The sequence below is a fragment of the Paenibacillus sp. FSL F4-0097 genome, assembly GCF_038593125.1.
Taxonomy (GTDB): domain Bacteria; phylum Bacillota; class Bacilli; order Paenibacillales; family Paenibacillaceae; genus Paenibacillus_AQ; species Paenibacillus_AQ odorifer.
Genome location: NZ_CP151965.1, coordinates 5,612,575 through 5,635,706 on the forward strand (window position 1 = coordinate 5,612,575; position 23,132 = coordinate 5,635,706).

20 protein-coding genes and 2 pseudogenes are annotated in these 23,132 nt (G+C 39.4%); 7 read left to right on the plus strand and 15 right to left on the minus strand.

Annotated elements, in window-relative coordinates; all coding sequences use genetic code 11:
- Positions 1 to 227: 227 nt before the first annotated feature.
- From MHH86_RS25105 to MHH86_RS25120, 4 genes are all read left to right on the plus strand, one after another.
- Positions 228 to 1,439, plus strand: a complete 1,212-nt coding sequence (locus tag MHH86_RS25105; protein WP_076316851.1) for a sugar efflux transporter — start codon at positions 228 to 230, stop codon at positions 1,437 to 1,439.
- 123 nt (positions 1,440 to 1,562) lie between these two features.
- Positions 1,563 to 2,111: a hypothetical protein gene (locus MHH86_RS25110; RefSeq protein WP_076316852.1), complete on the plus strand. Its 549-nt coding sequence runs from the start codon at positions 1,563 to 1,565 to the stop codon at positions 2,109 to 2,111.
- 335 nt (positions 2,112 to 2,446) lie between these two features.
- Positions 2,447 to 2,980 carry a sigma-70 family RNA polymerase sigma factor gene (locus MHH86_RS25115; protein WP_038573112.1) on the plus strand — a complete coding sequence of 178 codons (534 nt, stop codon included), beginning with the start codon at positions 2,447 to 2,449 and terminating at the stop codon, positions 2,978 to 2,980.
- Positions 2,967 to 4,136: a DUF4179 domain-containing protein gene (locus MHH86_RS25120; protein ID WP_038573113.1), complete on the plus strand. Its 1,170-nt coding sequence runs from the start codon at positions 2,967 to 2,969 to the stop codon at positions 4,134 to 4,136. Before MHH86_RS25115 ends, MHH86_RS25120 begins: the two co-directional genes overlap by 14 nt.
- Positions 4,137 to 4,259: 123 nt before the next feature.
- On the opposite strand, the gene MHH86_RS25125 is transcribed toward MHH86_RS25120, so the two are convergent.
- Positions 4,260 to 4,436 (minus strand): hypothetical protein, encoded by a 177-nt coding sequence (locus tag MHH86_RS25125; protein ID WP_218641681.1) that lies wholly within the window; start codon positions 4,434 to 4,436, stop codon positions 4,260 to 4,262.
- On the opposite strand from MHH86_RS25125, the gene MHH86_RS25130 reads away from it, so the two are divergent.
- Positions 4,437 to 4,970 carry a hypothetical protein gene (locus MHH86_RS25130; protein WP_076316853.1) on the plus strand — a complete coding sequence of 178 codons (534 nt, stop codon included), beginning with the start codon at positions 4,437 to 4,439 and terminating at the stop codon, positions 4,968 to 4,970.
- A 173-nt stretch (positions 4,971 to 5,143) separates the two neighbouring features.
- Here MHH86_RS25130 and MHH86_RS25135 read toward each other — a convergent pair whose 3' ends face one another.
- The 13 genes and pseudogenes from MHH86_RS25135 to MHH86_RS25195 all read right to left on the minus strand — a co-directional run.
- On the minus strand, positions 5,144 to 5,608 hold the full coding sequence (locus MHH86_RS25135; RefSeq protein ID WP_036679666.1) for a hypothetical protein: 465 nt from the start codon (positions 5,606 to 5,608) through the stop codon (positions 5,144 to 5,146).
- 93 nt (positions 5,609 to 5,701) lie between these two features.
- Positions 5,702 to 6,601, minus strand: coding sequence for a hypothetical protein (locus MHH86_RS25140; protein WP_076316854.1), 900 nt, complete (start codon positions 6,599 to 6,601; stop codon positions 5,702 to 5,704).
- Positions 6,602 to 6,747: 146 nt separating this feature from the next.
- Positions 6,748 to 7,284 carry a hypothetical protein gene (locus MHH86_RS25145; protein WP_143766140.1) on the minus strand — a complete coding sequence of 179 codons (537 nt, stop codon included), beginning with the start codon at positions 7,282 to 7,284 and terminating at the stop codon, positions 6,748 to 6,750.
- A 174-nt stretch (positions 7,285 to 7,458) separates the two neighbouring features.
- Positions 7,459 to 7,875: a hypothetical protein gene (locus MHH86_RS25150; RefSeq protein ID WP_081384406.1), complete on the minus strand. Its 417-nt coding sequence runs from the start codon at positions 7,873 to 7,875 to the stop codon at positions 7,459 to 7,461.
- Between the two features lie 32 nt (positions 7,876 to 7,907).
- Entirely contained in the window at positions 7,908 to 9,647 is a 1,740-nt protein-coding gene (locus tag MHH86_RS25155) for an ABC transporter ATP-binding protein (RefSeq protein WP_076316856.1), read from the minus strand.
- Complete coding sequence (locus MHH86_RS25160) at positions 9,644 to 11,425, minus strand: ABC transporter ATP-binding protein (RefSeq protein WP_076316882.1); 1,782 nt, start codon at positions 11,423 to 11,425, stop codon at positions 9,644 to 9,646. The genes MHH86_RS25155 and MHH86_RS25160 overlap by 4 nt, the downstream gene beginning before the upstream one ends.
- 175 nt (positions 11,426 to 11,600) lie before the next feature.
- Positions 11,601 to 12,626 carry an AraC family transcriptional regulator gene (locus MHH86_RS25165; protein WP_076141525.1) on the minus strand — a complete coding sequence of 342 codons (1,026 nt, stop codon included), beginning with the start codon at positions 12,624 to 12,626 and terminating at the stop codon, positions 11,601 to 11,603.
- Positions 12,627 to 12,819: 193 nt separating this feature from the next.
- Positions 12,820 to 13,581, minus strand: coding sequence for a SagB/ThcOx family dehydrogenase (locus tag MHH86_RS25170; protein ID WP_076316857.1), 762 nt, complete (start codon positions 13,579 to 13,581; stop codon positions 12,820 to 12,822).
- Positions 13,582 to 13,747: 166 nt separating this feature from the next.
- Positions 13,748 to 13,837, minus strand: a pseudogene (locus tag MHH86_RS25175) (DNA-binding response regulator); the annotation flags it as partial.
- Between the two features lie 97 nt (positions 13,838 to 13,934).
- Positions 13,935 to 16,307 (minus strand): DUF262 domain-containing protein, encoded by a 2,373-nt coding sequence (locus tag MHH86_RS25180; RefSeq protein WP_076316858.1) that lies wholly within the window; start codon positions 16,305 to 16,307, stop codon positions 13,935 to 13,937.
- Positions 16,308 to 16,309: 2 nt separating this feature from the next.
- Positions 16,310 to 17,602 (minus strand): DUF262 domain-containing protein, encoded by a 1,293-nt coding sequence (locus MHH86_RS25185; RefSeq protein ID WP_076316859.1) that lies wholly within the window; start codon positions 17,600 to 17,602, stop codon positions 16,310 to 16,312.
- A complete protein-coding gene (locus MHH86_RS25190) occupies positions 17,593 to 18,852 on the minus strand; it encodes a hypothetical protein (RefSeq protein ID WP_076316860.1) in 1,260 nt (419 codons plus the stop codon). Before MHH86_RS25190 ends, MHH86_RS25185 begins: the two co-directional genes overlap by 10 nt.
- A gap of 693 nt (positions 18,853 to 19,545) precedes the next feature.
- Positions 19,546 to 19,626 (minus strand): annotated as a pseudogene (locus MHH86_RS25195) (DNA-binding response regulator); the annotation flags it as partial.
- 256 nt (positions 19,627 to 19,882) lie between these two features.
- Between MHH86_RS25195 and MHH86_RS25200 the strand changes: the two are divergent.
- Complete coding sequence (locus MHH86_RS25200) at positions 19,883 to 20,461, plus strand: SLATT domain-containing protein (protein ID WP_076316861.1); 579 nt, start codon at positions 19,883 to 19,885, stop codon at positions 20,459 to 20,461.
- Positions 20,462 to 20,465: 4 nt separating this feature from the next.
- Positions 20,466 to 21,809, plus strand: coding sequence for a reverse transcriptase domain-containing protein (locus MHH86_RS25205; protein WP_076316862.1), 1,344 nt, complete (start codon positions 20,466 to 20,468; stop codon positions 21,807 to 21,809).
- Between the two features lie 156 nt (positions 21,810 to 21,965).
- Here the strand turns inward: MHH86_RS25205 and MHH86_RS25210 are convergent, their stop codons facing one another.
- Positions 21,966 to 22,985 (minus strand): hypothetical protein, encoded by a 1,020-nt coding sequence (locus MHH86_RS25210; RefSeq protein ID WP_342479474.1) that lies wholly within the window; start codon positions 22,983 to 22,985, stop codon positions 21,966 to 21,968.
- Positions 22,986 to 23,132 lie beyond the last annotated feature (147 nt).

Genomic DNA, 23,132 nt, shown 5'->3' on the forward strand with positions numbered 1-23,132 from the left:
ATCGAGATGACAAGTAACGTCCATTAACAACACTCCATTTATTAGGTTTTGCCGGCTTCACAATAGTAAATAAAATCCAGCCGAAAGTATAGACTTATTCTTTCCGATCAATTATGATGTTGAATAAGGTCTTGAAAAAAACAAGCATACAAAAAGCCGTTGGAATCAATTTCAACGGCTTTTTTTTATGAAATATCTAAACAAATATAGAGGAGTACTTTCACAACATGTTCAAACGACTAACTGCACTATTTTCGATTCCCTCTTATGGCTTACTCTTTTTATGTATGTTACTGCAGGGGATGGGGATTTCACTCAGCGCACCCTTTTTATCCATTTATTTTACGGAACAGCTTGGAGTATCTGTCGGGCTGTTTGGTGTTTTTCTGGCCACCACGTTAATTGCCGGAATATGGATCAGTACACTAATCGGGAGACGCTCTGACCTTGGCTTAAATCGAAGAAACATTTACCTTGTCTCCACGCTCTGTAATGCCCTTGCTTATAGCGGATACTTGCTCATTGGGGATTTTACGATCTTATTCATTTACATGATTGTGTTCACCGCACTCGGTGCACCAGGGATGCCTCAATTGTTCGCCATAGCTAGAGAAGCAGTGAATAAGAGCGATTTTACAGATACTGCGTTTGCAAATTCTACCTTGCGTTCTGCTTTCTCTCTCGGCTTTATTACAGGTCCTTTAATCGGTACTCTGCTAATTGCTGCTGTTGGGTTTAAGGGGATTTTCTCGGGCACCATCGGAGTATTCCTGCTGGTTGCCTTACTTATTTCACTATTCCTGAAATCAAATACAGAAGTGAAAAGCAGTACTGCAGAAGTAAAAGTAAAAAGTTTCCGGTTGTGTCAGAACCGTAATGTTCTGCTTCCTTTTCTGATTATGATACTCATGTATGTAGCCCACTGGACGAGTAGCATCAATACTGCCCTCTTTATCACCAACAATCTAGGGGGAACAACAAGCGATGTCGGTTTAGTCAGCAGTATTTGTGCTGCGCTGGAAATTCCTTTTATGATCATGCTGGGACTACTTAGTGCGAAATACAGTAACCGCATCCTGATGATGTGCGGAGCCATTTTCGGAGGAGCTTATTATCTCGTTGTCATTACTTCAGGCGCGATGTGGCAAATGCTTGCAGCCCAAATTTTGCTTGCCTTTTTTGTTGCCGTTATTTCAGCGATTGGCATTAGCTACATTCAGGATCTGCTTCCAAACATGCCTGGGTATGCATCCACGCTCTACTCTAACTCATCCACGATTGGCAGACTGATTGGCAGTCTTGTTGGCGGGTTATTAGCTAGTGTTGTTGGGTACCGGTATTCATTTGTGCTCTGTTTCATACTCGTCATTATTTCTACAATCATGCTTGCGGTAAGCGGACGTTACTCTGTAGATGATCCACAAAAACTAGCGATTTAATCTAGCGGTTTAATCCGCTTTTTCGGGTTTAATCCGCTTTTTCGGGCTTCATTCAGCCCTTGAAACTTCTCCATATCTTCTCGCGACTAACTAACATATCCTCAAAAAAAAGGTGGGGGTTAGATGTTAAAAACTATTGCAAGAATGGTCATGTTGATGTATTTAATCTTTCTGGCAGCATGTGCAGGGGACGTTAAACCAATCGAGGAGCCGAGCACAGGAGCAAATACGCCAACCCAAAGTCCAGTGATTAATACGCAGAAGCCGCAAAACACAGAACCCAAGCAGCCAAATGAAACCAGCTTTAAGGCAGAATTGTTGATAAATCTGAAATCATATGCAGATCAATTGACAGAGAATGATCTCCCCGCACTTGAAGTGCTGGAAAAAAACCTAACTGCTTTAGTTGAGCATGACCACACAATTTATCAATCCGGGTTCGTAAACAAAAAACTAGCAGAGGCTATGGAGCCTTATTATGACGAACAATATCAGTACAAATTCACAGACATCGAAAGCATCGATTCCATGTTACCCAACGAACATCAGGTGAATATAACGGTAATCGGACAACGCTTGGATATGGCAGCAAAGACCGTTGAAAATGTAAAAATGCTATACGCTATTCGGCCAAACGATCAAGGGGAATGGGTCATTTATATCATTGATTGATGGATTGATTGATTGATTGATTAATTAGCTTATGAAAATCGCCGTCCGATTCCCGACAGGGAATTCGAACGGCGATTTTTTTGTGAAAAAAACCAATTTCTCACCTTGCTAGCTCAGTTACACATTAATCGTTCGGAAGAGCACCGTGAAATGCCTTCCCATTATGCGAAGGATACCCTGCTACTAGCTACAGACAGCAAAAGTAATCTTCATCCTTTGCGAGATGCGGAGAATGGAATCATGTTTGTGGTAACCTTCTAGCTACCTACCCGATCTAATATTTAAGTAACGTTACGAACATCCTAAGACTTCTAGTCAAGAAAGCAGGTAAATCTTTGCATATAGATCCTATTGTCGTCAAAGCCAAAGCTGGGGACCCTGAAGCATTCGTGAAGTTGATGCAGGAGATAGAGTTACCTTTATACAGAACTGCAAGGTCCATCGTCAACAAAGAAGAAGATTGTGCAGATGCCCTGCAGGAGACGATGCTAAAAGCCTTTAAGAACATCCATACACTCAGAGAGCCCGCATTTTTCAAAACGTGGATCTTCCGGATTCTGATTAATGAATGCAATAAAATGCTCAAAAACAACGCAAGAACCCTCCCGTATGGAGAACTTCCCGAAGTCCCTTCCACTTCCAAGGATTATGAGAAAATCGAATTATGGGATGCCGTTCAACATCTTGAGGAGAACCTCCGGATTGTCATTCACCTTCATTACCTACAGGACATGCCGATCAATCAAATTTCCGACATTCTCGAAATTTCTACGGTAGCCGTGAAGACCCGGCTGCATCGCGCCCGCAAAAAGCTAAAGCATTCATCTCAATTCAATCAAGAAATGAGGTTGCGACATGGTAAACACTAAGTTAGAAAAACAATTAAAGAACTGCCAAAGCTTACTTCCCGATCAGTTATCGGATATTGCCCGCTCCAAGCTGAATGAGACTTACCAAATCATCAGGGAGACCGATAATTCTATTTCCCCCATTCAGAGAAAGATAGATGTATCAAGAACTTTTAATAAATGGTGGGTTTCCACTGCAGCCGCTGCAATCCTGGGAGTTACACTCCTTGCTTCCGGCTTTGTATCGCCCGCAATAGCTGATGCACTCAAGCAAATTCCGGTTCTGGGACAAATCTATTCATTATGGGGCGAAAAAAACTTAGATCCCGGTGTTCAACAAGCCGAGGATTTCATCACAAACGTAAACCAAAGCGTGACCCATGGCGATGTGACGATGAATATCCCAACATTGTTATTTGACGGAACCCGAATTCTTATGAACCTAACCACTCCTGGAAACCGTCTGGCTTCGGAGCCCAATTCGCCGCCTTCCGATGCCAATAAAGGGGCGGTGGATAAGTTTGAGGTTCTCTATAAAGGCCAACCTCTGCTCTGGAGTTACGAACACATGGATGGTGAGACTGCTTCCAGCATAATGGTTCAGGTTTTGAACACTTATTATGAGCCGAGCACAACAACACAGACTGTCCAGTTCCCTGATCAGTTTGACTTGACTGTAAATATAACGTTAAAGGGTTACGATGTCCCGTTCGAATTCGTTCTGCCTGTTACCACATCAACGCCTGTTACCGCCCTAACTTCAGAGGAGACCAAGCATCACGATAACATTAACTTGCAGATCAGTAAGGTAGAAATCACCCCAATCACAACGCAGGTATCCATTGAGTACAAAACCAAACCGGGCCAGAGCGTAGAAGAAATGCTCGCTTCTATCCCTTCGAAATATAAGGGTGCTAACGGGGGCGTCATCGCTCTTCAATTTGACATTGTGGATGAACGTGGCGTTCAACTGAAGCCTGTCGGTGCTCACCCCGTAAGCGAATCTTATAATGTTCATTTTGAACCCTTCAAGACTATACCGAGTACCGTAACCATCAAACCGTACTTAGTCGTTTCCGAAGGTCAAGCCCCAGCTGGGACTAAAGGACTGTGGGAAGACAACAATATGGTCAAGGAATATATCCCTGAGCTGGAGACTGTACTTTCGGTCCAATAGTTCATTTGTAACAGGGACCTTATTTTCTAGGATGAAAAGGGCATGCAAAACTACAAAAGACGAAGCCATAATAGGCTTCGCCTTTTTATTTAAATGACTTCAGGTAGGTTCAATCCAATAAGGTTATTTTGATGAAGCCAGCTTCGATAATTTGTCGGCAATATCTTCAGCTTGTAACAAGGAGGAGTATGAATCTGCTGCAAAATATTTTTCCATATCAATCTCAATAATTCGATTGTTTTTGACCGCATCCAACATCTTCCACGTTTTGTCAAATGATAGGTGGCTTGTCGAACACATTTGAATGGATCAAATCTGATGCCCCCGGAGAGTCTCCAACCAAGTCGATATAGCCAAGCCACCTCAGCTCTTATCTGCGGGATTTATCCCGTACATTTCACCGTCCCAGCCACTTCAGCTCTTTTCTACGGGATTTATACCGTACATTCCAGCATCTCAACCACCTCAACTCATTTGTACGGGATTTATACCGTACATTCCAGCATACTAGCTACTCCAGCTCTTTTCTACGGGATTTATACCGTACATTTCACTATTCCAGCCACCTCAGCTCTTTTCTACGGGATTTATACCGTACATTCCACTATTCCAGCCACCTCAGCTCTTTTCTACGGGATTTATACCGTACATTCCAGCATCTCAGCCACCTCAACTCATTTCTACGGGATTTATCCCGTACATTCCAGCATCTCAGCCACCTCAACTCATTTCTACGGGATTTATCCCGTACATTTCACTATTCCAGCTACCTCAGCTCTTATCTGCGGGATTTATACCGTACATTCCAGCATCTCAGCTACTCATGCAAAATAATTGTGAAGTAGGCACGCTACTCCAGTTTTCGTTGCTCTATATAATAAATTCGGCCTCTTGAATGGGAGTCCATTCCCATAGATAACCTACGCAAATTATCTATACCGAAAAGATTTAGGGCCATCCTTTTATAGGATGGCCCTCTCATTGATTAAGTTGCAATTTTGCTTACCTTAATACTCTCCTTTAATTACAAAAAACGAACCCCGAATTGTTCCAGCTAGCTTGGACTTCTGCCTAGCAAACTTAAACTTCTCTTCTAGCTCCTTTGGGATTTCCATCCCCTCAGAAAGCTTAAAACCAACGGCCCGCTTCTTAGGGTCATCAACCGTATACATAACGTTGACCGCAAGGCCATCCTCATAAAAGACATAGGCATATTTAATATTTTCCACTTGAAAACGCGACGTTTCTAAAAGATTGGCCGCAAACTCAATATCACGTTCTTCTTTTAAAATTCGGTTCACATAATCAAGGGTCTCCTGGCTTTCGCTGGCTTGTACAACCGTAAATTCATGCTTGTATTTGTTCATAAAGTAACGGGCCTCATTAGCACGCAGACCAGCAAGCGCATCTACTACAGGTGAAGATTCTAACCCAACCGTAGACACATTTTTAAAATCAACGATATAGGACATTTCCATCTCTCCTTTTCTCTCATTATTCCCAAAAAAAACTTATCGTTACTTAGGATACAGTTCGCGTGCTGTCTGTAACGGCAAGTTTCTGTGTTAACTGGTGTGCTCTTTTTCTATTAAAGTGACCATCTCACGCTTCCACTTTTCTCGCTCCTCTGGCGGGATCGGCTCTCCTTTGGCATACAGAAATCTAATCATATAGAACCCATCCTTCGTAAGCAGGCTGGTAACAAGTTCATGCTCTAATACATTATTGTTCATCAGCTGCGTCTCCACTATAGAGCTATTATCAGTCTGATGCAGTACTTGAGCGGTCAACAAGGTCTCTTGGGAGATATAATCCGCTGTATGCTTCTCTACAGAAGTTGCCTCTATCTTATCAAAATAATTAATCGTGAACGTATGCGAAGGTTCGTACCGATGATATTCTCCCAGCGGATAATATCCGATAAATTGACTGTTAGTGTAGACATGGAAGGTTGCAGGTACATAGCTATCAAGCTGAAAATACGGGATGAATCGCGCAATGCCTGAATTGATCTCTTCTCCAGGAGGAATGACCGCATCCACACCACTAAGGAAATCACCCTTCTTATCTACAAAAATCGTGCTATAAGGGCTGTACCTCGTAATCCAAATTGAACCATTCTCCTTCACAGCCTCAACGTAATAACTGATAATTTGATTTCTTTTTTCCTCACGTTCATCGGCGGGGTTGATACAGGTATGAATATGCTTCCGAGTGTATGTAAAGACTGCTTTAGTAGCATCCATTGACAGCAATTCAAATTCGAGAATTTCAGATTTTATATTATAGATTTGAAATGTCATCATTAATTGAAAGTGATTTAAAAAGGACATTCCCCTCTTATCTGGATGAAATCTTTTGCTCAAACCTTCTTCATCCTTATCCATATAAGCCTGCTCCAAGCCTTCAACCAGGGCCTGCAGTTCCTCTTTTGTGATGCCTTTATTTTTCTTAAAGAAAAACATGTCTTCTCTCCCCTCATCATCAGTCTACTTCCAATTACTTACTCCTATTTATTATACGGGCACACCTGTGTACTTTTCTAGGTATTAAAAAAACCATACCTGACAAAGGAATGGTTTCTTTGAGTAGGTATACCTTACAGTCATCCCTACATTTTAAAATGTTCACGAACTAACCTAAATTGTTCTTCTACGCTCATATTTAGTGTTCTTTCTATGGTTTTGATGCCCAGCTTAGTGCAAGCGCTCTTTATTTCATTGGAGAACTTAATCATAGATTTATTACTGTGTTTAATTGTTTCTTCTGGATTTAACGTATAAGCGTTAATGCAGTCCAGAATCATCTTATGGTCTTCTCTAAAGTAATATAATCTCTCTATCTCCGCATCGGACGTATAAAAACATATCATTCTCTTTTCCGGGATAAACGGTATCTCTTCGACCACTTGAAATAACCATTGGCAATGTTCATCTACAGGTTTATTAAACCACTTATTCCAATCTAAACTAGGATTAGGGAATTGAAGGGCAGGATATTCCATAGGGCTAGAGAATGGTCTATATTTTAAGAGATCATCCCCTAATGTTTGAAAACCTAATTCCTCTACAAACTTCTTGGTCATAGTAGTCTTTCCAGCACAAGGTCCACCATTTAGCCAATATACATGTTTTAATTGTTCTTTCAAATAATTATTATTTATCTTTATCCAACACACCCCATTTATATTTCAAAAAGCTTACTCTGACACGTTGGTTGTGAGGGGTTGGCGGATTCTTATCTTTCTAGACAAAAAAAGCCTTCCCCACCTAAAAGGGTGAAGAAAGCTTAAATGTGTATCCCCAAAATATGGGTAGCTATATTAGGTTTTCGTACCCGAGGGTGTCTTAGCCAACTGCTCCTCCAGCCACCTTATCGCCTCAGCCTCTCCGGAGAAAGCACCTCCGGGGCAGCCGTAGGTTCTTTTAGTGGACAACGCTGTAACTGGCTTGTAGACAGCAAGCAACTTAGCATTCTGCATTACGACCGCGATGCCTGAACAATATTGGGCGATTTCCCGCTTGTTCATCTTGCACCAGTTCATATACAGCTGTGTAACCGCACGCTCTGGACGTGTGTTTTTCTCAGCAGAATGCACCATCAGCAGGCCGAAGGCAGATCGGCGCGCGAGCAGCTCTTCCCAATAAGCGATATATTCTTCTACTGTCTCCTGATCAAACGCCTCCCCCAAACTAAGGCTTATGATCGGCCAAGTGGATTCATCCTTTGTTATAGGCATACGTTTCCCTCCTAAAATGTGCTGAGCATTGCCTAAGATGTGATGCGGAATCCAACGGACTGCTGTTGCAGCTTCCAGAGCCGGTCGTACAATCCGCCGCGCAGCAGTAAGGCATCATGTCGTCCCTGCTCTACCAGCTGACCGTCTTCCAGTACGATAATGTTGTCCGCACCGCGTATGGTTTTCAGCCGGTGAGCGATAACAATGACGGTCCTGCCCGTAATCAACGCATCAATTCCTTTCTGGATTTCGGCCTCATTCTGCGGGTCAAGCGATGCAGTAGCTTCATCCAACAGCACAATTGGAGCGTTCTTGAGAATCGCACGGGCAATGGAGATCCGCTGCTTCTCCCCTCCGGAGAGCGTGCTTCCGCCTTCGCCTACCGGCGTATCATAACCAAGCGGTAATTTCATGATGAAACCATGGCAGTGAGCCATTTCCGCTGCCTGCTGAATATCCCGCTGCGACGCCCCCGGCCGCCCAAAAGCAATATTGTTCCCAATGGTATCTTGAAACAGGTACACATCCTGAAACACCACCGATACGGATCCTAGCAGATGTTCTGGATCAATCTCCTTGATGTTGCGCCCACCTAGCAGAACACTCCCTTCTTCAGGATCATAGAAACGTGAGATCAGGCGCAGCACTGTACTCTTGCCGCTGCCTGACGGACCCACAATTGCAGTCAGTGAACCTTGCGGCATTTCCAGACTTAAATTTTTGAGAACAGGCTCTCCTCCATAGCTGAAGGTTACATTGTCAAACCTAATGGTGCTGCTTTTAGGAAGAGGACTCGTAGCACCTGTCATTACCGGCTGGCGCAGCAGGTCTACTATACGTTCACCCGCTTGTTCGTTGTAGCGGAATTCGGCATAATTGGCTAGCGCCGTGGTCAATGGATCATAGATTCGTGTGCCGACAATAAGGAATACTGCCAACTGCAAAATACCGAGCTCCCCGCCTAATAATAGATGAACACCTACGTATATCATTAAGGTCAGCCCCGCACGGAGAAGAGCCATAGCGGTTAGAATAACCGGACCGAACATCCCTTCCAGCTTCACACTTTCCTTCATCAAAGTTTTAAAAGAGTTATCCAGACGGACAAATCGTTCTCCCGTCAGATTATAGGCCTTCATCACCCGTATGCCGTTCAAGTATTCTTGCAATCGGTTCGCAGCGTTCAGCTTGGCCTTCATATGATCCGCTCCGAGTCTCCGCCGAAGCTTGCCCGATATATACATGATCAGAAGAGCAACCGGCAGCGCTACGAACATGGAAATCGCCATCCGCCAGTCCAGAAACAGTAAACCAGCAAGTGCAAATATCGGCAGTACAAAAGCCCCCGCAAGCTGTGGCAGCAGATGTGAAATGCCCGTCTCAACGAGCGTGAAATCGCCCATCATCATATTGGCTAAATCACCTGGGTCCCGGCGAGTCAGGTAACCCAGCGGAAGCTTCCGCAGATGTTCTGCTAATTCCGCACGTCCCTGTGCAGCAACATTGTATGCCCCGCGGTAAGCGGTGCGATAGGCGGGGATCTCACTCAGGAACATCAGCACCATGACGGCGACAAGCCCTGCGCAGATCCACCAAAGGCGTTCTGTCTGAAGTTCTGCGCCCACAGTAATATAAGGAGCAAAAATCAACCGCACCGCCTCAATTACAAGCGCGAACGGCAGCACACTAACTAGATTAGCCAGCAAGGAAAAAAGTACAGGCTTCAGCAACTGCTGCGGTTTGCCGGCAGTAATATTATGCAATACCTTCATAGCTGATCCCCTCCTTTTTCCATATGCCAATCTCCGGCGTCACTGTAGGCATGCCACATTTTGGCGTAAAGCCCGTCCGCCTCAATCAAACCTGCGTGCTCTCCACGTTCCACGATTTCTCCATCCCTCAGCACCAGAATTTGTGCAGCTTCACGTATAGAGGAGAGTCGGTGAGCAATGACAATAACCGTCTTGCCGCGCATAAGCTCCGTAAGTGCTAACTGCATATGAAACTCATTTTCCGGGTCGGCAAAAGCAGTCGCTTCGTCGAGCACGAGCACTGGTGCATTTTTGAGAATAGCCCGAGCTACCGCAATGCGCTGCTCCTCACCACCCGAGAGATAGACACCGCCTTCACCAATTAACGTATCGTATCCCTGCGGCAGCCGAGTAATGAACTCGTCGCATTGTGCCGCTCTGGCTGCAGCCTGGACTTCCTCCAGAGTCGCTCCCGGTTTGCCGACAGCAATATTCTCATACAAAGTGTCATAGAACAGGAAGGTTTCCTGAAATACAAAAGCAACTGTATTCATTAATTCATGGATTGCCATATGGCGAATATCGACTCCACCGATACGGATCGTACCCACTTGCGGGTCCCAGAACCGCGGCACCAAGCTGGCCACCGTCGATTTTCCCGAACCTGACGGCCCTACCAGCGCTGTAACCTTCCCTTGTTCCGCACGGAATGAGACTTCGCTGAGCGCCGCTGCAGTCCCTGCATCTTCACTGTAGGAGAAGGTTACATCCACAAATTCAACGTCAAAAGTATGCGGGGATAGCGGTTCTGCTATTTCTGGTACAGGCTGCTGTGCCAAGAGACGGTCCATCCGCTCCACGCCTTCGCCAATATCCCGAGTGCTTGAAGCCAGCAGAAGTAGCTTGTAGAGCGGAGATGAAACGCCGGGCGCCATAATTAGAAAGAACAGCAGCACAAGCGCAAAAGACATGGAATCCGGTCGACCGCTTAGCATGAAGATGCCCACCGGCAAAATAAAGGTAAACGGTGACGCCAGCAATGTTTTGAATAAGATATAACCTGTTTGATAACGGTCCGTATACTCCAGACAATAATCGCGGTAGCTGGTCATATCACTGTAGAACTTTCTGAAAGAATGCACCGTCTGCCCGAACACCTTAACCGCCGGCATCCCCCGTACATACTGCACCGCCGAAGTATTGATCTGCTCCAACGAATCATGATACTGCTTCACACTGGCCTTGCCTCTGCTGCTCATCATAAGCGCTGACTGCACACCTAATCCTATAATTATCGGCAGCAGGCAAGCTACCGCCAACGGCGGACTAAGCCAAAACATCGCCACGATCATCAGCACCGTAGAAGCCAGCACGCTGACTAAATCGGGAAGCTGATGCGCTACGAAATTTTCCACCTTGTCGACATTCTGCTCTAGCGTTTTCTTGACCACGCCAGTTGATGTCCCATTCAGGAAACCGAGCGGCAATCTGCCCAAATGCTCGGTCATTCGCACACGCAAATTATATTGAATTCGAAAAGCCGCAATATGCGAGCACATAATACCACAATACGAAGTCACCAGCCCTCCGATTAACCCTCCAAGTGCAATCCACCCCCAGCGGATCATATACGTACCGTCGACCTGTCCAGGCGATGAAGCATGGCGCAGCAGCTCTGCCAAAATGAAATAAACAGACAAAAACGGAATCAGCATTAATACAGCGCTGACAGATGACAATATTCCGGACAAGAGCAGCAAACCTCGCTTCTCTCCGGCGATCTCCAGCAGCCTTGGCATGCCGGTTTTGGTTTTACTCACAGCTGTTCCCCCACTCTTGGTAATTACGCGCAAAAAAAAGTGCACTGAGAATGATTCTCAGTGCACTAGTGTATAGGAACGTTGTTCACGATTGCTACCGTTTAAGGGATTATAATTAACCAAAACAGGAGCATCTGTGCAGGAGGATACGGACTTACAACTTAATACCGAAGAGACGCTGCCTGCCGCTGATCAGATATTCTCCTGGACGCACACCGAACTTTTTGCGGAAGGCTGCCGAGAAATGACTCACATTACCGTATCCAACCCTGGAAGCTGCTTCACTTACAGTCATACTCCCTTGTTCCAGCAGCTGCTGCGCTCTCTGCATCCGTTGTTCGATAACGTAAGCATGCACGGTATAACCAAACATTTCCTTAAAGCCCTTTTTCAGCTTAAACTCATTGAGGCATATAATGCGAGAAAGGCCTGCAAGCGTTGGCGGGTGCAAATAATCACGCTGCAAAATCTCCTTAGCGAGCCGCAGGCTCTCCATATCCTCTCTGGACAGCTTGACCGAGCACGGAATCCGCTCTGCTTCATATAAAGATTCATTGAGATAGACAGCCATTAGCTCCAGCATTTTGCCCTCCAGATAAAGTTCACGCATGCCATGGCTATAAGAACAATCCGCAATCTGCGACAGAATGAAGCGGATGGATGGTGTGATGTTATTTTTTCCAAAAAACAAACCCGCACCAGCTCCAATGCGAAGCCGTGTATCTTCGGTCAGACCACTGGTCATCCGCTCAAATTGTGCCGGGCTCATATCTATGCTGATGAATCGGTACCCCGCCCCACTCAGGTATGTGCAGTTTTCACTTCTTACCCCGCCATGAAACAACGCAATTTCTCCCGTATCTATAACAAAATAGTCCGATTTCAGCGAAGTCCCCCACTCAATGCCATGCCCTATGCAGAAAGCCAGCTCCGTACGCGGAGTGCTAAAATTGCCCTTTGCTTCGATATCCCGATTAAACCGGAGATTAAAATCTGTCATCTGGATATACCCATGGCTAAGCAGGCTGCGGCAACTGCCTTCCCCTATTTCGACTGGGGGTTTAATCTCAAAATGAGCCCCATTAAAACGGTAATTATAATCTACCCCTTCACATGTAAGCGTCTTATGGGCATCAATCGTTTCTGCTTCTTTCAGTCCATTGCTTCGCTCCATGCTCATCCCTGCTTCCTCTTACTTTGGGTTAATTATATATGCAATGAGAATGATTATCAATTAAACATTACAATTTCCTCTTCGTTCAAACTGAGCAGTTGGGCAAATAAGCTGGAATATAAACAAAAAACCTTCCCCACCCCGAAGGGTGAAAAAGGCTTACACGCATCACTTCCGAAGACATATCTAGCATTCCTAGCTATTCTCGTTTCTTGCCAACTGCACCAAGATAGATAACAAATTCTTCATCGCCGTCTAATTCTAAAATCTCATCTATCAACTTTTGATCATAGATTCCAATCGCGCAAGCACCTGCACCGATGGATTCGCTGGCTAAATATAGGTTCTGGCAGACATGTCCAACATCGATGAGGATTTTTTTGTGAGCAGAAATATCGTACTTCCATTCGGAGCGGTAGGGTGTGGTACTCCAGGCAAACAATACAGAAGCCTTTTTGGCAAAGTTAGGGACAAAGGGCTGATCCAAAGTAATAGCATCAATCTTTTGTTCAAGTTGATCTAATTCAAACATAAATAAGAGCTTATGTTCCACAGGCAGATATCTGTAGATCCCTTGCCCAATACCCTCTACACGCATAATCATTAAATAGGTTTCAAAGGTGTGCGTCGCCCCACTGCAGGGTACAGTCCGCAGCGTAAGTCCGTTCTTATTCATACCGCTAATCCCTTGGGTAGCCCATAATAAATAGGATAACTCCTCCAGACTCATAGTTTCCTCAGAATAGAACCGTGTACTTCTTCTTTGATCTATACAATCAAAAATATTTTCTTTACTCACAACGTCTTTGCTGACCTTGGGCAAATCAATAATTCGTGAATCTGAATCAAATAGCTTAACAATTGGCGGTTGTGCAATTCCCTTGATCTTATCTGTTTTGATATGTTTGAATTCATGAAAATTGGATTTCAGAAAATTTCTTTGTTGTTCATATCTGGTCATAACAGATCCTCCTGGACTACCTTAATATCTCTAATTTATCATGTCATAAAAATCATACGGTGATCTATCTCACTCTTCAGTTGTTTTGGTGAGTAAACAAAAAACCTCCCTTTGCCCCGAAGGGCAAAAGAAGGCTTAAACGCGTCACTTCCGAAGACATGGCCAGCTATATTTTCAGCTCCCCAAGCTTGATCAGCTCGACAACCGCTTGTGAACGGCCTTTAACGTTTAGTTTTTGCATTACATTCGTGGTGTGTTTTGAAATACACCGAAGAAAGTGATAATAATTGAAGCGCTTCAATAGTACCATGAATTAATCTAAACATAACCCTTCCTTAGAACAAAGCATAACGCTATCTTTCAATATACGTTTTTAAAGCATTATGATCAATGAAAAAGTGTTCCCCAAAACAATTACGGATAATTCCTTGATTTTCTCTATACCATTTCTCTATATCTTCTAATCCATTTTCAGCATTTTGAATATATTCATCTAAAATCATGTTATAGACCCACTTTTCCTTACAATAGAATATAACCTTTTGATTTTCTTTCCCCCATTGTACCCATTTCATTAATAAATCGTTATGAGTTTCTATACTCCAGATAAATCCTCTATGAATGCCAGTATCATCATCAACAATAACCTTACCTTCTACATTCAACTTTAATTCACCGAAGAAATCTTTTATGTTTTTTTTTGTAGCGCTAAAATTATTGCCTTTATTTGAACATAAGCCTAACTTTTTATCTTTTGCAGAAGTATATGTCGAACTATAAGTATAGTAATCATTCGGATAATATATTTGATAGATATCCGTAGTCCATCCTCTTATAGGCATATAATTAATTGCCTTCATTAGTAATCTATCATCATTAACATCTAATTTCATTTTATCACCGCCTATGATCCAGTCGCAAATCACCTGTTCGAACTTACTATCTATAAATAAATCATTTAGAGTATTTGGTAATATATTCCCTTGTTCATAACAAAAGTTATCTGTATACGCCCTCCACCGTATCGTTAATTCTTCAAAATATAAAGGTTTCAAGTCATATCCTAAATAACTTAATTTATTAAATAAATCTGCTAAAATTTCTTTCTTACTTGTCTTATCTCGAAGAATATCTGATAGGAACTTTTTATAACTTATCAGTAGTCTATTTTGACTATCCAATAAATTATTCATTAATCCATTAATATAAGGGAGGTTTTCAAAAGATTCAAGTTCTTCTTTATCATTTGAATAATTTCTTTCCTGTTCATTTTCTAGTACTTTATTTAATTCAGCATTACTTGATCTATGTACCCCAATATTATATTGTCCGTCCAACTCTTTATTCAGTCTTATGATTGAATAAAGATAGGCTAGCTTGCTATTGTTAGCGTTGTCGATAAAACTATCGATATCCGAATAATATTTCGGAATACAAAAGGCACTATACTTTGTATACCATATACTTTTATCTTTATCAAAATGCGCCATATTATTTTCTGTCAAATTGTTATTTAATAATTTCTTAATTAATCTCAGATAAGGGAACAACACCTTAGGAGACTTCTCACAATTCGAAATGTATGCCCAAATAACTACATCGTTTTTTGCAGACTCCTTAAACTGGGGTTTACAAAAGTTAATTAAAAACATCTTCAGCATAGCTCCATAATGACTATCTGCTAAATTCCAAAATACACCTTCAACATTATTTACGTCCTGATTCCAGAATCGGTCTGTCCGATCTCCGAATGAATAATTAACACAATTCATTTTTGAATCACTTAAATCCAGTTCAAGCATATTATTAATAATTAATTCCAATCTCTTAATATGTTTTCTTCCTATCCAGTCCACATTACCTTTTTTATAGCCCTCGTCTGTGCCTCTTTCTTCAATCCACATCATTCTAAGACAAAATTGAACAAATCTTATTTCTACCTCTTCTTCGCTGAGCATCCTTGGTTTGCTTGACTTTTCTCCAGGCTCTATAATCTCCGTTATGTATGTAGAAAAAAATCTAAGCAATTTATTATCTATCATTAATGCAAATTTTTTAAATCCTTCTTCATTACATTTTCTTACTTGATAAAAAAGTTCTGATTTAAATATTTCATATTCTTTCAAATCCAAACCATCATTTAAATCAATAAAAAATTGCTCCGCATCTTCAACTTTTTTAACAGGCACAACATCAAATACAATATGTTCATACAAGTATTTAAAACCTATTATTTTTTCAAAACTCGAATATCCATACTTCTCTATCCATCTATCCTCACTAAATTGACGAAGTAATTTTTCGAGAGAAAAGGTAGTGAAATCAACAACATTTAGGCGATTTTCTTTTTTTTGAATTAAACCTTTTAAATATAAATTAGCTTCCTCACGATCCATAAACTCAAACTTGCTTAAAAATTCCTCCTCACTTTGAGCCTCTTCATAGGAAGCACATAAATATACGAGGCTTGCCAGTCTCTGTTGACCATCATAGACATAAAAAGTATTCGTTGCACTATCGACATATCCCATAATTACACTAAATTTAAATCCCTTTTTGGGATGCATTGCTTCTTGATATTTTGCATTGCATATTGACTGTAATAACTTCGTTAACTTTTCCCCACCGCTCCCCATCACATAATCTCTTTGAATGTCTGGAATAACTATTTTATCGTATTTTGAAAGAAGTGTTGCTAGACTATGCTCAGTTCTATTGTTAAGCATCTTTATTTCTCCTGTTCACTATATTTCTCATTAATGTACTCTTTATAATATTTGTTGAAATCATCAAAATCACTTTTTGCTGAATATAGCCAGTTTACTTGATCATTTTTCCATTCATTAGACAATATCAACTCTTTAAAATCATTTATTTCCATTTTTTCAAACTTCATCTGTGATTGAATAAAACAGTTTTTCAAGTACGATGATTTTTTTGCAATGAAGTCCAATAGAACTTGTTCTAGATTTTTTCTCAGTGTTTCTTCTTTATAATCTTTATCAAATAAATCAAAAAATCTTTGACCGTTAATAGAATGTATATAGTTAAACCCATTGTATGAATTCCAATTATCAAATTTTAAGTCTTTACAAATACTATTTATTATCTCTTTATAATATTCTAACCTGTTATACTCAGGAATGGATTCATATCCCAGTTTACTTGTTTCCTCATAACGATCACAAAATAAAACCTTTAGTCTATTTTCAAATCCATCTCCATCAACATCTTCTTTAACGTCATAACCTTGTTTGACTAGATTCCAGATATTTTCTTGTGCAAACAAATTATTCGATAAATTCTTGAATAGGTCCAATGTATCTCCTCTTGAATAATTAACTACCTGTTCAGTAGCATCAATCATAAGATTCGCTTTTATATGATCATTAATACCAAATCTGGTTTTATTTTTGTTGATGTTCAGAAATTCATCTATTGGTTCTGATTCACTGAAGTGAATAAGTATATGGGTTTGGTTCAATATGTAATTGATAAATCCCTCTCTGTGTTCAGGGGTAAAACGATACTTTTCTAAAACCTCTCCGTTTTCATCATTCTTAGTCAATTTACATTTAATTGCTTCAAAATTTTCTTCAAACCTTCGTATGTCCGTGTAAATCCTATTCTCATCTCTATCGGTAGTACCAATGTTCATTAAGTACCTTGATCTTGTAACGACACTTTCATCAACCCCCTCATCTCTTTCAAAAGAAAAGTTGAAATAATGTTTTTCAGGAGCCAGGTATTTCAATATCAACGTTAGAGTAATTATCCTTTGCTGACCATCAATTAATTGGAATGTGTTACTGTTTTCCTTGTATAAAGTAATCATTCCTATTGTATATTTACTTTTTTTATCTATATAGCTCTTAAATAAACCACATGCTAGTTCTTCAGCAGTTTTTGTACTCCACTTATAATTTCTTTGAATGAGGGGGATATAGATGTTATTCTCTTTATTGAAACAATTGCAAATCAGATTATTTAAACAAATCATTTTGTTGTTTTCTATTTCCACTGCAGTTCCTCCGATACTTTCATTAAATAATTATGTAAAAAACCTTTAAAATTTGTAATCATACTATTCGTTGATTTAAACTTATAAATTGATTCAGCGTCTTTTTCTATGTTCAAATTCTCTTTGCTCCAATCAATATAAGTAAATACTTTATCGACTTTTTTATCATGGGCTTCATCTCCATCTAAACATAATGTGAATTGATCAATATATGTTTTTATAATTTTTAATTGCTGAGTGTTTTCTTCTTCATGTTGGTTAGACAACTGTTTCTCAAACTCTTCATTTAAATATGCGACTGCCTTTTTGAATTCATGTTTGAATATCTCACCATTACTATGGTTACGCACTTCATAGTATTTTTTATAGTATCTGTACAACAAATAAATCAATTCTTCTTCATTAAAACATTCCGATATTTCCTGATTAGGGATACACGATGCGATTACTTCTTGATCCGAGACAGGGGAAAGAATTCTTTGTATTTCAGTAGAACTTTCACCTAAAAAATCTTTCATCCAAATTGTAAGATTGTCTCTTTTCCCATTTCTAACACTACTCATATCTATACAAAAATCAATTCTAGCGTCTTTACATTGATGTCTTACAAATTGTTGTACGGACATATTTTCACCATTAACATTTATTACATTAATATTATTTTTAGGGATAATTTGCAAATTAACAGAAATTTTTCCTTTTTCAATAGATAAGTATTTAAAGAGTACTGTACCGAAGCATTTTGAGTAGGAGTAAAGCCTAACCTTATTAGTTCCTTTATTGATATGTTCACGACACTGTTCAAATATTCTTTTTACTATCTCTACACTATCAGGCGCTCCAAAATAATCTGACTCAATTCTGTCTCTACCTTTGCTTCTATACAATGTAGCTTGGCTCTTCTTGAATTTTGCATTATAGTAATGTCCTAGTCCTAAATACTTTAATTCCTTTAATCGATTATCAAACAAATAATAATCTACGATTTTTTTTCTATCTTCTTCAGCTAGTTCAGAATATTCATTTAATAGCTCTTTAATCAATATGCAATATCGTTGATAAAATATTATAATTTTGAGTTTTTTGTCAGAATTCTGTACTTCAAAATATTTTTCAATCCTAAATACTTTTTTTATTGTTGCTTCGTCAACAAAGTAGTTTGTGTCTTCACATTGTCTATACATTTCCCCCAATATATCAAACGTATCTGTACTTACTTGTCCTTCAAACTCCAAGTGTATTTTCTTCATATTGTCACCTCCGAAATGTATACCTGCCGAACTCTCTTTCATTCATGACTTTTTTGGTGCCGTTCCAGCGTACCATATAATTACAATCACTACACTCTCTTCCTTCAACCTTAAGCAACTATGCTATAGTTAAAGTATGATAAACCAAGCGAGGTGAAGCCGATGAAATGAGGAAAAATTACGGAATTGCACCCAGATAGCTTTGTACTGGTTGAAGTAATCAAGGCATGTATCCAGCGACCGTATGCGACAATTAAAGGATATGGCGGTCATTCAGGAGTACGACAACCGTTTTTGATACAGATACATTAACTGCAATAGGTATTTACATTATTTTATAAATAGACGAGCCAAGCGAATGTATAAAATAGGGGGAACGAGTGAAATTTGTTATGAACAGTAGATTCCCGATTATGCATTGAACATCTTGCTTTGACTGATTTTCCAATTCAGCTTGATTCGATTCAACAGCCTTATAGATTTGACGGAATTATTGGCATTGATTTTATGATAAGAGCCAAATGCAAGGTGAATTTCAAAACCATGACAATTGAATTTGAAAATTAAACCAAGCGATGCCATCATCAGTGGACAGCAATCGCTTGGTTTAATTTTTTCCCCACATCAAAAACTCTCCCCCACCCCAAAGGGCGAAAGAAAGCTTAAATGCGTTACTTCCGAAGACATGTCCAGCTATGTTTTCAGCTCCTCAAGCTTGATCAGCTCGACAACCGCTTGTGAACGGCCCTTAACGTTTAGTTTTTGCATAACATTTCAAGCCAATTCAGTCACTTAAATTTCAAGTTCTCTTAATATGTTCACAACTTCATTTAAATTACATGTTTACGAGAAAGACAATTTATGACATGATTTACCTTGGATTGCCCCCATCTTGTTTATCAAGAGATTCTTAACGGAATATAACTAATTAACAGGGACTAAACTCTCTATTTTTGACCTAGAGCGATCTGGGTAATAATGTAACGACAATTGGGGGCATTCTATTATGATGTGTTGGAGGAAATAATTCATGTCAGACGTAATAAAAAACAGACTTGATCGTTTGTCAGATAAAATCTGGGTTACTAGAAAAGCAAGAATTAATGCAGAAGAACGGCTAAAAGAGTTTGATCTCCTTACTCAGATCCTAATTAATTACTATACCCTTGTAATTGTTGGATTAAGTATATGGACACTTTACGACGCGTCTAATGCTAAATTAATTTCCGTAATCACAATAATTGCTTCAGTATTACTTTTTGGTCTATCTATATTTGTAAATTCCAGAGATTTTAAATTAAGAGCACTCTCTTTTAAAAGTTGCTACATAAAACTCGATGAATTGTACAATGAATGTGAATTGCTCAAGGATTCTCTAGAGAACTTGGACGCCAATGAGATTACAAATATACAAAATCGTCATAACAAAATCATGAACAGTATCGAAAATCATAACCCTATGGACTATTTAAAAGTCCTTAATAACATAAATAAAATTAGTAAAAGTGATTGGTGCTATTATTACTATAAAAAGACATTATCCATTGCATTAATCACCATTATTATACTTATCCCTCTAATATTATCTTATCTTGTAACAAAGGCGTGATATCATGACAGCTTCTAAATTATTCATACGTAAATTCCAAGTTAAAAATATTAAAAAAAGTTATTTTGAAAAAATAGTTTTTAAGTGCTCTCCTGGGATAGATAAGATAAACAGAACCTCATTTGAAAACCGTATTGATGAATATGCAGATATTATTTCAGTAAAAGCTCTAAATGGTAACTACAAATTTATCCCTTATAAAGAAAAACTTATTTCAAAAGGCTATGATAAGCCCCCAAGACAGATATCTATTCCATCAATTAGAGATAAAGTAACTCTCAGTTTGCTTAATGAATGTTTATCAAAAGTGTTTGAAAATAACGTAAATAATAAAATTATTCAAACAATAGTTGATGAACTAAAACAATCTATTCTTTCAGATCATTTTAATTATTTCATAAAAATAGATATTAAGAACTTTTTCCCTTCAATTCCTCATGATAAATTAATGAAGCTAATACGTAAAAAGATTCGTAAAAGAGAAATCTTGACTTTGATTGAAAATTCATTAAAGACACCAACTATACCTTTTCCCACAAAGAATCATTCTCCAAATAAAGTTGGAATCCCACAGGGAATCTCTACTTCAAACATTCTTGCTAATATATATTTATCTGACATTGACATGAGTTTTTCAGTTTCTAGCAATGATTTCAAATATTTTCGATATGTAGATGACATTTTAATTCTTTGCAATAGTACCAATGTAGTAACTATCAAAAATGATATCTTGTCTAAATTAAAAAAATTAGATCTTGAAACAAGTCCCAATAAATATAAAGAAGCAGAAATTTGCGAGGGATTTTCTTATCTGGGGTATTTTTATAAGGAGATAGGAAATGAATTTGGCTTCTCCGTTCGTGATGAATCCATTAAAAAATTTGAAGAATCTATAATAAAAATATTCTCTGAATATAAATTCACCAATAAAAGGGGGACTGAAAAATTCATCTGGAAGCTAAACAAAAAAATTACTGGTTGTGTATTTGAAAATAAAAAATATGGTTGGCTATTTTTCTATTCTCAAATCGATGATCAGAAGTTACTATACCACCTGGACTGGTTTATTCAAAAATTATGTAAACAAATAAATTTAGATTCAAATGTTAGAACAAGAATCAAACGTTTTGTAAGAACATATCATGAGATAGTATTCAATCTAAAAAATACAAACTATATCCCTAACTTCGATGATTTTGATTTAGATGAACAAAGGTCAGTTCTTCAGGATGTTTTTGATATTCGTGATGCTCTAAAACTTACCGAAAATGAAGTAAAAAAGACATTCAAGAAAAATATTTTTAAATTCATTAAAGAACTTGAAAAAGATGTACAGAATATATCATGAGAATTGATACTTTTATATATTTCAAATCTTTGTCTTAAATTCTTAGATCTCTTCAAGGATTTCAAATCAGTTAATTAGAACAGGCCCCAATCATTCGAGCTTTTAAGGAGAAAAGTATAAGAACCATTCCGTTACAACAGAATGGTTTTCACGTAGCTACGGACTCGGTAAATATTCATCAAAGCTGTACATAGCTGTTTGCATCTCATAAGCCCGCTTCCGTAGTTCTGCTTCTGCTTCGGAGGATTGGAGCACATCTGCGGGAGCCAAATCATCGATCACCAGGCTGTAATGTAAAATAGCATCAACCCATAAGTCACCAAAATCGTTCATCGTTTGGTATGTAAAGTCATGGAGGTCTCGATACTTAGGCATTATATCAGCGTAGCTTTCCTCCATTTTCATTTCAAAATCAAATGTCCCCTCATCACCAAGCTGCTGAAGCTTCACCCTTTTCTGTTCAGCGTTTAACACTTCATCAAACACGACAGATAACAGCGTTTCAAATCTTTTCTGAGTCAAATTTTGCATGTGCTGATAATCTTCTAATAAAATAGGGTTTTGCGGTTCGTCAGGGGTTTCTTCCTGAACTACATCTTGAACCTCATTCATAGCAACAAATTCCGAAAACTGTCCACTATCCCCTAGTGGCCAATACTTAACGCTACCGAGGCCTTTAGCATAATATTCGCGATAAAAAATGGAAACTCTGCTGGATATAGATTGGATGACCAAACAATCGTTGAATATCCGCCCTCCCACTGTAACATCCTCTATACCTACCACTTTATATATTGTTTCTGCATCTTTAAAGATAAGGCCACTATAAAGTTCTCCTGGCAGAAATAGTGATGGACTATCTGCCCATTCTGTTTCTCCGTCTGATGCGGAGCCCACCCAAATCAAATCCCCATTTCCTTCCATTAATTGGAAATAAATAGATCTATCTCCGTACATTACTTCGTACACATCTTTGCCTTCTACGTTTTTCTTTCCGCGAAAAGAAATAACCATAGGCCCTTCACCCGTATTAACGGTATAACTGATATCATTGGATTGAATCGGGAAGTAATCAGCAGCCTCATAAACTTCTTGAGTGGCCTCCATTGATTCAACAATTGGAACCGTTTCGGACTTAGTTATTGGAGGTGTAGAAGAGGTTGTTGAGGACTCCATAGAAGTTGTCTCAGTTTTACTGCAAGAAACTAACAATACCGCAAACATACAAAAGACAATGAACAAGCGCAGAGTCATCCCCACCTTCTATCGTAATGACTGCAATATCCATTATCTAGAAAAAACTTTGTGCAGTCAAATCAATTT